The 14404-nt window shown below is 72.6% G+C and carries 9 protein-coding genes; all 9 read right to left on the bottom strand.

What is annotated here, in order from left to right:
- Nucleotides 1-227 precede the first annotated feature (227 nt).
- Nucleotides 228-1220, bottom strand: a complete 993-nt coding sequence (galE, locus tag SGA01_RS35420) for a UDP-glucose 4-epimerase GalE (RefSeq protein WP_141301987.1) — start codon at nt 1218-1220, stop codon at nt 228-230.
- Between the two features lie 121 nt (nt 1221-1341).
- The gene (locus tag SGA01_RS35415) at nt 1342-2496 is read right to left on the bottom strand and encodes a glycosyltransferase (protein ID WP_141301985.1); all 1155 of its coding nucleotides are present in this window, start codon (nt 2494-2496) and stop codon (nt 1342-1344) included.
- The gene (locus tag SGA01_RS35410; RefSeq protein WP_141301983.1) at nt 2489-5272 is read right to left on the bottom strand and encodes a CDP-glycerol:glycerophosphate glycerophosphotransferase; all 2784 of its coding nucleotides are present in this window, start codon (nt 5270-5272) and stop codon (nt 2489-2491) included. The genes SGA01_RS35415 and SGA01_RS35410 overlap by 8 nt, the downstream gene beginning before the upstream one ends.
- 134 nt (nt 5273-5406) lie before the next feature.
- Complete coding sequence (locus SGA01_RS35405; protein WP_141301981.1) at nt 5407-7038, bottom strand: glycosyltransferase family 2 protein; 1632 nt, start codon at nt 7036-7038, stop codon at nt 5407-5409.
- Between the two features lie 97 nt (nt 7039-7135).
- Complete coding sequence (gene obgE, locus SGA01_RS35400) at nt 7136-8575, bottom strand: GTPase ObgE (protein ID WP_141301979.1); 1440 nt, start codon at nt 8573-8575, stop codon at nt 7136-7138.
- A gap of 126 nt (nt 8576-8701) precedes the next feature.
- Nucleotides 8702-8956 carry a 50S ribosomal protein L27 gene (gene rpmA, locus SGA01_RS35395; RefSeq protein ID WP_024756701.1) on the bottom strand — a complete coding sequence of 85 codons (255 nt, stop codon included), beginning with the start codon at nt 8954-8956 and terminating at the stop codon, nt 8702-8704.
- Nucleotides 8957-8969: 13 nt separating this feature from the next.
- Complete coding sequence (rplU, locus tag SGA01_RS35390; RefSeq protein ID WP_015033583.1) at nt 8970-9290, bottom strand: 50S ribosomal protein L21; 321 nt, start codon at nt 9288-9290, stop codon at nt 8970-8972.
- A gap of 245 nt (nt 9291-9535) precedes the next feature.
- On the bottom strand, nt 9536-13369 hold the full coding sequence (locus SGA01_RS35385) for an Rne/Rng family ribonuclease (protein ID WP_141301977.1): 3834 nt from the start codon (nt 13367-13369) through the stop codon (nt 9536-9538).
- Nucleotides 13370-13603: 234 nt separating this feature from the next.
- Complete coding sequence (locus tag SGA01_RS35380; RefSeq protein WP_141301975.1) at nt 13604-14395, bottom strand: TIGR03936 family radical SAM-associated protein; 792 nt, start codon at nt 14393-14395, stop codon at nt 13604-13606.
- Nucleotides 14396-14404: the final 9 nt, after the last annotated feature.

Here is a 14404-nt window from a genome sequence, read left to right as displayed (position 1 = left end):
CCCGCCAGGTCGCGTACCGGCCGCTCCTCATCGGCGGGCTGACCGAGCCGCTGTTCGCCCGCACGTACGAGCGGGACTGGGCGGCGCGGTGCACGGCCACGTACTACGGCGTGGACCGCATCCACCGCCCCTGAGGGGCCCGCCGACCCTCGGCCCGACACAGCGGAGTGGGGCGCCCCGGGCCGAACCCGGGACGCCCCACTCGGTACTGCCTGCCGTTGCTCGGATCAGCCGGCCGTGCGGGCCGACCGGTTCGCGCCCCAGCCTTCCCAGGCCGAGCTGATCATGGAGCGGACGTCGTGCCGCGCCTTCCAGCCGAGCTCCGACTCGATGCGCTCCGCGGAGGCGACCACGCGGGCCGGGTCGCCCGGTCGGCGCGGGGTGACCAGGGGCTCGACGCTGTGACCGGTGATCTCGTTGATCAGGTCGACCATCTCGCGCACCGACACGCCCTCGCCGCGCCCGATGTTCAGGGTCAGCGCGGCCGTCTCGCCGGCCTCACCCGCCTTGGCGAGCGTGCGGGCCGCCGCGAGGTGGGCGTCGGCGATGTCGGCGACGTGGATGTAGTCGCGGATGCAGGTGCCGTCGGGCGTCGGGTAGTCGTCACCGAAGATGCGCGGGGACTCGCCGGCGTCGAGGCGCTCGAAGACCATCGGCACCAGGTTGAAGACACCGGTGTCGGCGAGCTCGGGGGCCGCTGCGCCCGCCACGTTGAAGTAGCGCAGGCAGGCGGTGGAGATCCCGTGGGCCTGGCCGACCGCGCGGGCCATCCACTCGCCGACGAGCTTGGTCTCGCCGTACGGGCTGAGCGGCAGGCACTCGGTGTCCTCGGTGACGAGGTCCACATCGGGCATGCCGTAGACGGAGGCGGAGGAGGAGAAGAGGAAGCTCTTCACCCCGGCGCCGGCGGCGGCCTCCAGGATGGTCTGCAGACCCGTCACGTTCTCGCGGTAGTAGAAGAGCGGCTGCTCGACCGACTCGCCGACCTGCTTCTTGGCCGCCAGGTGGACGATGCCCTTGACCGCGTGCTCGCGCAGCACCCGGTCCAGGAACTCGCGGTCCAGGACCGAGCCCTTCTCGAGCGCGACGCCCTCGGGGACGCGCGCCGGGTTGCCCGTGCTGAGGTCGTCGACCACGACGACACGCTCGCCGGCCTCGGTCATTGCTTTGACGACATGGGAACCGATGTATCCGGCGCCGCCGGTGATGAGCCAGGTCATTCCGACAGTTTAGCCACAGGACGACGGCCCCCCGGCGGACCACCGCAGGGGTCCGCCGGGGGGCCGCGGGGTCCACCGGGTGTTCCGCCGAGTCCTCGACGGAACCGTCTTCAGCGCCTCTCTAGCGCTCTATCTCCGCGAACACGGAGTCCCACCGGTCGAGGACGCTCGGCAGCGACAGGCGCGCGACGTGCTCCCGTCCCGCCGCGCCGTACCGCTGCCGCAGCCCGGCGTCGTCCATGAGCTCGCCGAACGCGGCGGCGAGCCCGGGCACGTCGGCCGGCGGCACCAGGGTGCCCGTGACACCGTCGTCGACGAGCTCCCGGACACCGCCGGAGACGTCGAAGCTCACACACGGCACGCCGCACGCGGCGGCCTCCGCCAGCGCCATCGGACGGCCCTCGCGCTCACTGCTGATCGCGACGACCGACAGCTCGCGGTAGGCGGCCGCCATGTCCTTGACCGTGCCGCGCAGGACGACCTGGTCGGCGACGCCGAGGTCCTCGGCCTTCATCCGCAGCTCGTTCTCCAGCGGGCCGTCGCCGAAGAGGTGCAGCTCCCAGCCCTCGCGCCCCTCGCGGGCCCGAGCGAAGGCCTCGATCAGCCGGTCGTACCGCTTGATCGGGTCGAGCCGGCCCACCGCGCCGATCTTGCGGGTGTCGAGCGGAGCCGACTCGTCCGGGTAGAACGGCAGCGGGTTCGGCATGACCCGCACGTTCGGCACGCGCTGGTTGACGAACTCGACCGCGTCCCCCTGGGAGAGGACCAGGGTCTGCTCCAGAGCCGGGTAGTGCCGCCGGATCAGCCCGAGGTTGGCGCTGCGCCGGGCCTGGGCGAAGGACTCGTGGTACTGCCCGATGCCCTTCAGGTGCTGCCACTCCAGCGGCATGACCCAGTCCGCCGCCCACGGCGAGCCGAAGACGATGTAGCCGTCCTCGACCGACGACAGCCTGCGCTGCATCTCCGCCCGCGCGTGCTCGCGGGCGGCCCGCGCCCGGCGGGCGTCGGCGCGCCGCGCCAGGCTGAGCCGGTCGCCGACCGTCCGCACGGGCGGCTTGGGCTCGGGGCTCGGCGGGTAGAGCGTCGCATGGCGGTACGCACGCGTCGTGTTGTACGGGAAGGGCTCGGCGCTCGGCCGGATGCCGATCAGCTCGACGCGGTGGCCCCGCTCGCCCATGCCCTGGGCGAGGGTGTGCAGCACCCGCTGGGAGCCGCCCATCGAGTCGACGTCGACACCGACGAAGAACACGTTGCGGGCAGGGGAGGCCTCAGTCATGGGTGCCGCCTTCGAAAAAAGCATCGACCACCAGCTTGCTCGCGTGGCCGGTCTCGTACGAGCAGAACATCTCCTGGAAGCGCGTGTAGCGCTGGGCGTGCCGCTCCCGCACGCCTTCCAGGTCGCGCACGGCGGCGGCGAGGTCCTCGGTGGTCGTCAGCATCGGACCCGGTGCGATGTCCTCGAGGTCGTAGTACGTGCCCCGGTCACCGCCCTTGTAGTCCTCGTAGTCGTCCGTGTACAGCAGTATCGGGCGACCGGTGTTCGCGTAGTCGAACATCAGCGACGAGTAGTCCGTGAGGACCGCGTCCGAGGCCAGCATCAGGTCGTTGACGTCGGCGAACCCCGAACCGTCGCGGAGGAAGTGGCCGAGCTCCGGATCGACCTTGAACCGGTCGTACGGGTGGGCGCGCACGACGATCGTCCACTCGTCGGCCAGGTACGGGGCCAGCGCCTCGAAGTCCACCCGGATCGACTGTCCGGTGCGACGGGCCGCGTCGCGGAAGGTCGGGGCGTAGAGCAGCACCTTGCGGCCGGCCGGGATGTCCAGGGCCTCGCGGGTGGCGGCCGCCCTGGCCCGCTGCTCCGGCTCGGCCCAGCGCACGAGCACGTCGTTGCGCGGGTAGCCGGAGCGGATCAGGTCGGCCCCGACCTCGAAGGCGGGGACGAAGGTCCGCTCGAACTCGGCGCTCGGACAGACGAGCGCGTCCCAGCGGCCGACGGCGGCGCGGAAGCGCCCCTTCTCGATCTCCGAGGCGCCGCGAAGCGACGGGACGTCGAAGCCCATCGCCTTGAAGGTCTGGCCGTGCCAGGTCTGGAGGTACCGGGTGCCCTTGGGCTTCGCGTACAGGTACGGCAGGTTGTGCGAGTCGACCCAGTACGCGGCCCGGGCCAGCGCGCGGCCGTAGGCGAAGCTGCCGCGCTTCACGAGCTTGACGTCGTCGGGGAAGGAGTCCCGGCTGCCCGAGTAGGCCCAGACCACGTCGATCGGGAGGTTGCGGCGCTTGAGCTCCTCGTAGACGTAGCGGGGGTTGTCCGCGTAGCCGCGGCCCTCCACCGCCTCGAAGACGGCCAGGCCGCGCTTGCGCGGGAGCCTGGCGACGGCGTCGTAGGCGGTCGCCTTGCCCTCGTTGCCGACGAGGATCTTCTTGACCTTGCCGACCTTGGCCTTGGTCTTGCGGGCGTAGGGGCCGAGCGGTTCGAGGGACTTCAGGACGCCGGAGCGCTGCCAGGTCACCTCAAGGCGCCCGGCGCCCTTCTGCTCGGCCTGGACGCGCAGGTGGTGGATGCCGAACTTGTTGTACCGGAGGGTGGCGCGGAAGTCGGGCTGGTCGTGCCGGGCCAGCAGGATGTCCGTGCGCCGCACGCCGTCGCGCTCCAGGGCGATCACCGGGTGGCGGCAGGTCGCGACGCCGACCTTGCCGACCGGGACCTTCCGCAGGTCCACCTCGGCCTTGGACACGTACTGTCCCGAGCCGTCCGCGACGAGCCTGAACGGCACGGTGAGCGGCGTCTTGTGGGCGGCCAGCTTGACCGACGCCTCGGTGTCCTCGGTGATCAGGCCGACGGGGTCGTACGTCCGGATCTCCAGGCGCAGGACCGGGCCGAGCATCGACACGGAGGTCAGCTCGTGCCGCAGGCGCCCGGTGGCGAGGGACTGCTCGTGGAGGTGCCACTCGCCGAGGTCGAGCTCGGCGCGGCTCGCGGCGTCGGCCGGTGCGACGTCGCCCCAGTAGGAGACGCCGTCCACCTCCGTCACGGCACGGGGCGCGAGCTGCGGCCGGCCGAACTGGCGGGCGGCCACGGCGACGTCCTCCAGCCTGCCGGTGCGCAGCAGGTGGAGACAGACGCGCTCCTCGCGCGAGAGCCGCTCGTAGGTCTCGTCGGAGATCTCGTCGAGGTACGGGGTGACCTCGGCGGCGAACTCCGCGATCCAGTCGCCGTCGCGGAAGGGAAGGTCGCCCAGGTACAGGCGGAAGTCGTGGCGGAGGAACTTGTAGTCCTTCTCCGCGCGGAGCTCGAAGTCGCCGCGCTCCTCCAGCCAGGCGTCGATCAGCCGGGCCACGCCGATGCGATCGCGAACGTTCTGGATCTTGTGCCGGCTCGACGAGATGGAGACGCTCTCCGGCGCGAGACGCCAGGTGTAGACCGACCACGGCACGACGGCGAAGGTCTCGGCGAGCGTGTAGGCCTGCGCGGAGAACAGCTGGTCCTCGTAGTGGATGCCCTCGGGGAAGGCGAGGCCGTGGTCCCGGATGAAGGCGGTCCGGTAGAGCTTGTTCGTCGACAGGTGGTCGAAGAAGTACTCGGGCGCCTCGGTGATGCCGTCCACGACCCGCTGCTCGGTGAAGAGGTGCGGGTACCAGAGGCCCGTGGAGTCGTTCGCCTCGTAGAACCGGGTGACCTCACCGGTCACGAAGTCGACGCCGGTCTCCTCGGCGACGAGCAGCATGCTCTTGCAGGCGTGCCGGGGCAGCTCGTCGTCGCTGTCGAGGAACATGACGTACGGGGCGCGGGCGAGCGCGATCCCGTGGTTGCGGGGGGCGCTGCAGCCGCCGCTGTTCTGTTCCAGGCGCGCGTACCGCACGCGCGGGTCGGCGGCTTCGAGCTCGCGCGCCACTCGCTCCGTGCCATCGGTCGAGCAGTCGTCGGCGATGATCACTTCGAGATTGTTCAGGGTCTGGTCGAGTACGGACCGAACCGCTCGCGGGAGCCGTTCCTCATCGTTGTAGACGATGACGACGACGCTCACATCGGGGACGTCGGTGGTCGGCATCCAAGTCCTCTCACACAGGCATGCGGTAGTGCAAAGCGCGTTCACAGTTGACTGATGAACGCCCTCGGCGCCCGCCAAGTCACTCCCCCGGGGGGAATTGTTAAGAAACTGGTTTCCCGCTCATCGGGGGGTGTTCAGCGTCTTGCCAGGATCCTCCTGATACGTCCGGAGAGCACCTGACGGGCGCCCGCCATTCCGCCCGTGAGCCGGAGGGTCAGCGCCCGGCGCGGCGAGGCCACGACCTGGACGAGCAGGACGCGGCCGAACCGGCCGAAGGCCACTCCCCGCTTGCCGGCGAAGCCGTCCGGGGTCCTGATCTCGGCGCGGCCGGTCGAGCCGTCCGCGTAGAGCAGCACGGCGACGAACGACCAGGAGGCGAGCCGGCCGGCCCGGAGCAGCCGGGCGCTGGGGACCCGCGCGGTGGCGGTCCAGCCCTCGCCGGCGGGGACCAGCGGGGCGGACTCGGCGAGGAGCTTCGCGCCAGAGACGCGCTCGGTGCACTCGACCTGTACGGAGACGGGGTGCAGCGCGCCGACCCGGCCGTACAGCTCGTGCACGGTCAGGGTCACCCGGGCGCTGCCGCCGACGGTGGCGAGGCCGTCCACGGCGACGGGCAGCCCGGCCGGGGACAGCTCTTCGAGACCGTCCAGCGGTACGTCGGCGGGGGCGGCGGCCAGCACGGGGGCGCCGTCCTCGGAGCGGGGGTACGGAGGGACGAGCCGCGGCCGGCCGGCGGCGAGCTCGGCGAAGCGGGTGAGCTCGCGGCCCTCGGGCACGGCGGCGAGGGCCGTGATCCCGGCGTGCAGCCAGCGGTGCGGCGCCCGGGCGGCGGCGACCGCCGCGTCGTCGAAGCCGGCGACGTGGTCACGGGTGACCGTCCACCAGTCGGCGCGGTAGGCGGCGGGCCGGCGCGGCAGCTCGCGGAGGTACATGGGGAGGTCGTAGTCGAGGAACTTCGTCTGCGCGGGGATCGCGAGCGCGGGGCGCCCGGCCTTGCGGAAGACCTCGACGACGGCACGGTGCGCGGCGACCCGGTGCTCCCAGTTGTCCAGGGAGCCCTGGCGCAGCGAGATCGACAGGTTCGCGGCCTGGCGCCGTACATGCCAGACGTACAGGGGGACGTCGGTGACGGCGAGCCGGGGGGCCGCGGCCTGGACGCGGGCGCTGAAGACGAAGTCCTCGTAGTGGAAGGCGCCCTCGGGGAAGCGGATCGCATGCCCGTTCAGGAAGTCGCGGCGGTAGAGCTTGTTGACGGAGAGGGTGTCGCGGACCAGCTCGGGGTGGTCCTCGACGCCGTCGAGGACGGTGCCGGGGAGGGTGGCGCCCCGGGAGACGTCGTACAGCGTGGGCGCCCAGACGGTCTCGCGGCCCTCGGGGAGCTCGCGCCGCACGCAGAGACCGGTGACGACGTCCGCGCGCTCCTCGGCCGCGACGGCGAGGAGCCGGTCGACGGCGCCGGGCATCAGCACGTCGTCGCTGTCCAGGAAGAGGACCCACGGGTGGACCGCGGCGGCGATGCCGTCGTTGCGGGGGGTGCCGCAGCCGCCGCTGTTGACCTCGCGGACCAGCGGCTTCACGCGCGGCTCGTCGGCGAAACCGGCCAGCACGTCGGGCGTCGCGTCCGCGGAGGCGTCGTCGACGACGACGACCTCACCGACGGCCTCGCCCTGTGCGAGGGCGGACCGGATCGCGTCGCCCACGTGCTCGGCGTCGTTGTACGCGATGACGACGACACTGACCCGTGCCGCGTGGGGTGGCTCGACCATCCGAGCATCGTAGCGGGAGCAAACCGGACCCCTGACCGGAGAACCGGAAGGGAGGGCCGCCGAGCGCGTCGGCGACACTCCCTTGACGCCGGACATGCTAGAAGGGGTCGAACTCGTCGTACTCGCGCTGTGCATCGTCCCGCTGGGCGTCCCGGTCGCGGCGGCGCTGCGCTGCCGGGCGCGGGGCCTCCAGTCGGTGGTCCTCGCCACGGCGGCCGAGCATCTCGGCGCCCGCCATCATGGTGGGCTCCCAGTCGAAGACGACCGCGTTCTCCTCTGTGCCGATCGCCACACCGTCGCCGGCGCGGGCGCCCGCCTTCATCAGCCGGTCCTCGACACCGAGGCGGTTGAGGCGGTCGGCCAGGTAGCCCACGGCCTCGTCGTTGTTGAAGTCGGTCTGGCGGACCCAGCGCTCGGGCTTGTCGCCGCGCACCCGGTAGACGTCCTCGGCCTCGTCGTACGTGACGGTGAAGCCCGCGTCGTCGACGGCCTTCGGGGTGATGACGATCCGGGTCGCCTCCTCCTTCGGCTTGGCCGCGCGCGCTTCCGCGACGATGCCGGCGAGAGCGAAGGAGAGCTCCTTCAGTCCCGTACGGGCGACGGCGGAGGCCTCGTACACCTGGTAGCCGCGCGCCTCCAGATCCGGGCGAATCATGTCGGCGAGGTCCTGGCCGTCCGGGATGTCGATCTTGTTGAGGACGACGATCCGGGGGCGGTCCTCAAGACCGCCGTACTGCCGGAGCTCCTCCTCGATGATGTCGAGGTCGGAGACCGGGTCGCGGTCGGACTCCAGCGTCGCCGTGTCCAGGACGTGCACGAGGACCGAGCAGCGCTCGACGTGGCGCAGGAACTCCAGGCCCAGACCGCGGCCCTGGCTCGCGCCCGGGATCAGGCCCGGCACGTCGGCGATCGTGTAGACGGTCGAGCCGGCCGTGACCACGCCCAGGTTCGGGACGAGCGTCGTGAAGGGGTAGTCGGCGATCTTCGGCTTGGCGGCCGACAGGACGGAGATGAGCGAGGACTTGCCCGCGCTCGGGTAGCCGACGAGGGCCACGTCCGCGACGGTCTTGAGCTCCAGGACGATGTCCCGCGACTCGCCGGGCTCGCCGAGGAGGGCGAAGCCCGGGGCCTTGCGGCGGGCGGAGGCCAGCGCGGCGTTGCCGAGGCCGCCGCGGCCGCCCTGGCCCGCGACGAAGGTGGTGCCCTCGCCGACGAGGTCCGCGAGGACGTTGCCCTGCTTGTCGAGGACGACGGTGCCGTCCGGCACGGTCAGGACGAGGTCCTGGCCCTCCTTGCCGGAGCGGTTGTCGCCGGCGCCGGGCTGGCCGTTGGTGGCCTTGCGGTGCGGCGAGTGGTGGTACTCGAGCAGGGTGGTGACCGACTGGTCGACGACCAGGGTCACGTCGCCGCCACGGCCGCCGTTGCCGCCGTCGGGTCCGCCGAGGGGCTTGAACTTCTCCCGGTGAACGGAGGCGCAGCCGTGGCCTCCGTTACCCGCGGCGACGTGCAGCTCGACGCGGTCCACGAAGGTGGTCATGGTGGTGCCTCCATTGGGGGGTCCCCGGCCGAAGGCGGGGGAAGTGCGGAATGTCTATCTAGTAACACGCGAAAGGCGGACCCGCTTCCCGTACGGGAAGTGAGGTCCGCCTCCGCAAAGATCCGATCAGGCGACCGGAACGATGTTCACGACCTTGCGGCCACGGTGGGTGCCGAACTGCACCGAGCCGGGCAGCAGGGCGAACAGCGTGTCGTCGCCGCCACGGCCGACGCCCGCGCCGGGGTGGAAGTGGGTGCCGCGCTGGCGGACGAGGATCTCACCAGCGGAAACGACCTGACCGCCGAAGCGCTTCACGCCGAGCCGCTGAGCGTTGGAATCGCGCCCGTTCCGGGTGGACGATGCGCCCTTCTTGTGTGCCATGTCTCAGTCCCTCTTACTTCGCAGCCGCGGGGATACCGGTGACCTTGATCGCCGTGTACTGCTGGCGGTGACCCTGGCGACGGCGGTAGCCGGTCTTGTTCTTGTAGCGCAGGATGTCGATCTTGGCGCCCTTGTGGTGGTCCACGACCTCGGCCGTGACCTTGATGCCGGCCAGGACCCACGGGTCGCTGGTCACGGCGTCGCCGTCGACAACGAGCAGGGTCGAGAGCTCGACCGTGTCGCCAACCTTGGCAGTGGAAATCTTGTCAACCTCAACGATGTCGCCGACAGCAACCTTGTGCTGGCGACCACCGCTGCGCACGATGGCGTACACGCGGATCTCTCTCTCACTCGGGATCGAAAACCTCTGAAGCCAGCCGCTCACACGGGCCCGGGGGCCCGCGGCGTTCCGGAATCGGACGAGCGGCCTCTCCCGACGAGCGGGAGGGAGTTGCTCAGAGGTGCGACGCGTCCAGTCAGACACGCCGACGGTCTAGGTTACGGGCGGCTGCCGCAGGGGGTCAAATTCGCCCGAGCGGGTGCGGGCCGTCCCGAAGGGGACGGCCCGCACCCGGTGGATCAGTCCTGGGCCGGAGCCGCGGTCTTCTCCGCCGCCTTCTTGGCCGGGGCCTTCTTGGCGGTGGTCTTCTTCGCCGCCGTCTTCTTGGTCGCCGCCGTCTTCTTGGTGGCGGCCTTCTTGGCCGTGGCCTTCTTCGCGGTCTTGCGCGCGGCCGTCTTCTTGGCCGGCGCGGCCTCGGTCTCGGCCTCCGCCTCGGACTCCGCCGTGGCAGCCTCGGTCTCGGCCGGGGCCGTGGCGACCACGAGGACGGCCGCCTCCTCGGCGCCCGCGGGGGAACCGGCGGGAGCGGTGGCCTTGCGGACCACCCGGCGACGGGCACGCGGCGGGGCGGCCACGGGGGCCTCCTCGACGACGGGCTCGGGCGCGGTCTCCACGACGGGCTCCGGCTCCGGGGCGGCCACGGGGGCCTCCTCGGCGACGGGCGCGGCCACCGGCTCGACGACGGCGGGCTCGACGGCCTCGACGGCCTCCGTGGTCGACACGACCGGGGACGTCGCCCGGCGCGTGGCACGGCGACGGGCGCGCGGGGCCGGGGCGGCGGTCTCCTCGACCACCGGCTCGACGACCGGCTCGGCCACCGGCTCGACGGCCTCGACGACGGGGGCCGGCTCCGGCTCCACCACGTAGGTCTCGGTCTCCACGACACGGGCCGGGGCGGCCGGCGCGGACACCCGGCGGGTGGCGCGGCGACGGCCACGACCGCGCGAGGCGGCGGCCTCGGCCTCGGCGATGCTGCCGTACAGCTCCTCGTCCGGGGCGATGGGCTCGGGCAGGGCCACCGGCGCGGCCAGCTCCGCCGCGACCTCGGCCTCGGTCTCGTGCTCGGCACCGGACTCGACGGTCTCGTGCTCGTGCTCGTGGGCGTGCTCGGCGCCGCCGCGGCCGCGCTTCTTCGCCCGCTTGCCGCCACCGCCGCCGGTGACCGCCGGCTGCTCCATGTGGACGATGACACCGCGGCCGTTGCAGTGGACGCAGGTCTCGGAGAAGGACTCCAGGAGGCCCTGGCCGACCCGCTTGCGGGTCATCTGGACCAGGCCGAGCGAGGTGACCTCGGCCACCTGGTGCTTGGTCCGGTCACGGCCCAGGCACTCCAGGAGGCGGCGCAGCACCAGGTCGCGGTTGGACTCCAGGACCATGTCGATGAAGTCGATGACGACGATGCCGCCGAGGTCGCGCAGCCGGAGCTGGCGCACGATCTCCTCGGCCGCTTCGAGGTTGTTCCTCGTCACGGTCTCTTCGAGGTTGCCGCCCTGGCCGGTGAACTTGCCGGTGTTGACGTCGACGACGATCATCGCCTCGGTCTTGTCGATCACCAGCGAGCCGCCGGACGGCAGCCAGACCTTGCGGTCCAGCGCCTTCATGAGCTGCTCGTCGATCCGGTACGTCGCGAAGACGTCGACCTCGCTCGTCCACTTGGACAGGCGGTCGGCCAGGTCCGGGGCGACGTGCGAGACGTAGCCGTGGATGGTCTCCCACGCCTCGTCACCGCTGACGATGACCTTGGAGAAGTCCTCGTTGAAGATGTCGCGGACGACCCGGACGGTCATGTCCGGCTCGCCGTACAGCAGGCTCGGCGCGCTCGTCGAGATCTGCTGCGCCTTCTTCTGGATGTCCTCCCACTGCGCCTGCAGACGCTCGACGTCGCGGCGCAGCTCGTCCTCGCTCGCGCCCTCGGCGGCGGTACGCACGATGACGCCCGCGTCCTCGGGGACGATCTTCTTGAGGATGGTCTTCAGCCGGGCGCGCTCGGTGTCCGGGAGCTTGCGGCTGATGCCGGTCATCGAGCCCTCGGGCACGTACACGAGGTAGCGGCCGGGCAGGGAGACCTGGCTGGTCAGACGGGCGCCCTTGTGGCCGATCGGGTCCTTCGTGACCTGCACGAGGACGGACTGGCCGGACTTGAGGGCGGTCTCGATGCGGCGCGGCCCGTTGGCCATGCCGAGCGCCTCGAAGTTGACCTCGCCGGCGTACAGGACGGCGTTGCGGCCCTTGCCGATGTCGACGAACGCGGCCTCCATCGACGGCAGGACGTTCTGGACCTTGCCCAGGTAGACGTTGCCGACGTACGAGGTGGCCTGCTCCTTGTTGACGTAGTGCTCGACGAGCACGTTGTCTTCGAGGACGCCGATCTGGGTGCGCTCGCCGCTCTGGCGGACGACCATGACGCGCTCGACGGCCTCGCGGCGGGCCAGGAACTCGGCCTCGGTGATGATCGGGACGCGGCGGCGGCCCTGCTCGCGGCCCTCGCGGCGCCGCTGCTTCTTGGCCTCCAGGCGGGTCGAGCCCTTGATGGACTGGACCTCGTCGGCGCTCGTGCCGGCCTCGGCCTTCTCGCGGGCCGGGCGGGGCTCGCGGACCTTGACGACCGTGCGGACGCCTTCCTCGTCGGTGCCCTCGACGTCGGCGGAGGCGTCCCCGCTGCGACGGCGACGGCGGCGACGGCGACGGGAGCTGCTGGAGCCGCCGGCGTACGCCTCGGCCTCGTCCTGCTCCTCCTCGCCCTCCTCGGCCTCGCCCTCGTCCTCGGCGCGGAGCTCGTCGGACTCGTCCGACTCCTCGACCTCGGTGAGCTCACCGCGGCGACGGCGACGGCCGCCACGGCGGCGACGGCGGGACGGGCGGTCCCCGTACTCGTCGGTCTCCTCGGTCTCGTCGGCCTCTTCGAGCTCGTCCGCTGCGGCCTCGACCTCGGGCTCGTCGGCGACGGTGGCCGGGACGGGCTCGACGGCGACGGGCTCGCCACGGCGGCGACGGCGACGGCGGGAGCCGGCCTCGGCGCGCTCGGTGGCCTCGGGGATCTCGATGGGCCCGGCCGTCTCGGCGGCCTCGGCCTCGACGGTCTCGTCGAGCTCGTCCTCCTCCAGCTCCTCCGGCTCCACGACCTCGGCGGCTGCCATGGCGGCCGTCTCCGGGGTCTGGAACATCGGCTCGGAGAACACCGGGGCCTGGAAGACGGCGACGGCGGGACGCTCGGCGCGGCGGGCGCGGGACGTCTCCGGCTTCGTGACGGGCTCGGAAGTGAACTGCGGCGAGGTGGCGCGACGGCGGCCGCGGCCACGGGTGGCGGCGGTCTCGGCGGCGGCGACCTCGGCCTCGTCGGCGGCGATCTGCGCGAGGGCGTCCTGCGGCAGGGACTCGCCGGTGGCGGCCTCGGCGGGCGCCTCGGGGGCGGCCTCGGGCGAGGTGACCCTGCGGGTGGCGCGGCGGCGGGTGCGCGGGGCGGGCGCGGCGGCCTCGGGGGCCTCCTCGACCGGAGCGGCGGCGGTGACCGGCGCGGCCTCGACCGCGGGCTCCTCCACGGCGGCCGGGGACGTCACCGGCGACGTGGCCTTACGGGTGGCACGACGGCGGGCCGGGCGCGCCGGAGCGGCCTCGGCGGCCTCGTCGACCGGGGCGGCGGCGGTCTCGGCGACCGGCACGGCCTCGACCGCGGGCTCCTCCACGGCGGCCGGGGACGTCACCGGCGACGTGGCCTTACGGGTGGCACGGCGACGGGCCGGGCGCGCCGGAGCGGCCTCGGCGGCCTCGTCGGCGGCGGTCTCGGCGACCGGCTCGGCGGCGGGGACCTCCGCGAGGGGGGCGCCGACCTCGATGGTCTCGACGGCCGGTGCGGTGGCCTTGCGGGTGGCGCGGCGGCGGGTGCGCGGCGCGGGGGCGGCCTCGGCCTCGACCGGCGCGGCCTCGGCGGCCGGGGTCTCGGCTGGCGCCGTGTTCTCGGTGGCCTGGGTGCCCTCCGTCACCGGCGGACCGGCGGGGCGGGAAGCGGCGCGGCGCCGACGGCGCGGCGGCAGCTTGTCACCGGGGGCGTTGGTGTCTTCGTTGGACTCGAGCATGCGGGCGGTTCTCCCGTCACGCTCCCGGGCGCCGCGTCTGGTTCCGGCCCGGCGGCACGATCACGCCTGTGGCGCGGTGCCGCCGTCCGGGGCGCGGGCGCCGCACGGGAGCTGATGTCTGGCTCGCCGGTTCCGTACGCCCTGTGCGTACGGCCTGGCGAAAGTCTCCTGGTCTGTGCGCTGCCCGACCCAGGTGGCTCCCGAGTACCAGGGCGGCGCTACAACGACCGCTCCCTACGCGGTACCTGCACCCGGCGCCGTCGCTGAGGCGGTCGCGGCGGCCGTGGTTGAAGCGGCCGTGACTGCCTCGCGGTCGGGCGCGAGCGGGTCGGTCACCGTGCCGGACTCCTCGTCGAAGAGCCCCTGCGCCAGCCTGGTCACCGCAGCGGGGACCGGCGGCGCCAGGTCGGCCACAGCTCGGAGACCGGACAGGACGTCGTCGGGTCGTACGGCAGGTGTCACGTGCCGAACAACCAGCCGCAGTATCGCACAGGCGCTGTCCAGCGGCCTATCACCCTGGGGATCGCCCTGGGGAGAGGAAACCGTCAGCTCGGTGACCGCGGAGCGGGCGTCGAAGGTGCGGATGCCGTTCTTGGTCTTGCGCTGTACTTCCACGGTCTCGGCCGCGAGAAACGCGTCGGCGGCCTTCTTCGCGTCCTCGACGGTGACGCCTTCGAGCCGCAGCTCCCACACGGAGGCGGTGAGCCGGTCGGCGAGACCCGAGGTCCGGGCCTCGACGGCGTCGGTGATGTCGAGGCCCGCGGGGAGGGACTCGTCGAGCAGGGCCCGCAGGGTCTCCGGGTCGCGCGTCTGGGTGAGCGCGATCTCCAGGTACTCGGCTTCGGAGCCCGTACCGGTCGGGGCGGCGTTGGCGTACGACACCTTGGGGTGCGGGGTGAAGCCGGCCGAGTACGCCATGGGCACCTCGGCACGGCGCAGCGCACGCTCGAAGGCGCGCTGGAAGTCACGGTGGCTGGTGAACCGGAGGCGGCCGCGCTTGGTGTAGCGCAGTCGGATGCGCTGCACCGCCGGTGC

This window comes from Streptomyces gardneri (genome assembly GCF_006539185.1).
GTDB classification, from domain to species: Bacteria; Actinomycetota; Actinomycetes; order Streptomycetales; family Streptomycetaceae; genus Streptomyces; species Streptomyces gardneri.
The sequence above is the reverse complement of the archived record's forward strand: the minus strand, read 5'-3'. Positions and strand labels throughout refer to the sequence as shown.

Coding starts and splice junctions, on each gene's coding strand:
- galE (WP_141301987.1), bottom strand. CDS start 1,220: ATGACCTGGCTCATCACCGGCGGCGCCGGATACATCGGTTCCCATGTC.
- SGA01_RS35410 (WP_141301983.1), bottom strand. CDS start 5,272: ATGCCGACCACCGACGTCCCCGATGTGAGCGTCGTCGTCATCGTCTAC.
- SGA01_RS35405 (WP_141301981.1), bottom strand. CDS start 7,038: ATGGTCGAGCCACCCCACGCGGCACGGGTCAGTGTCGTCGTCATCGCG.
- SGA01_RS35415 (WP_141301985.1), bottom strand. CDS start 2,496: ATGACTGAGGCCTCCCCTGCCCGCAACGTGTTCTTCGTCGGTGTCGAC.
- obgE (WP_141301979.1), bottom strand. CDS start 8,575: ATGACCACCTTCGTGGACCGCGTCGAGCTGCACGTCGCCGCGGGTAAC.
- SGA01_RS35385 (WP_141301977.1), bottom strand. CDS start 13,369: ATGCTCGAGTCCAACGAAGACACCAACGCCCCCGGTGACAAGCTGCCG.
- rpmA (WP_024756701.1), bottom strand. CDS start 8,956: ATGGCACACAAGAAGGGCGCATCGTCCACCCGGAACGGGCGCGATTCC.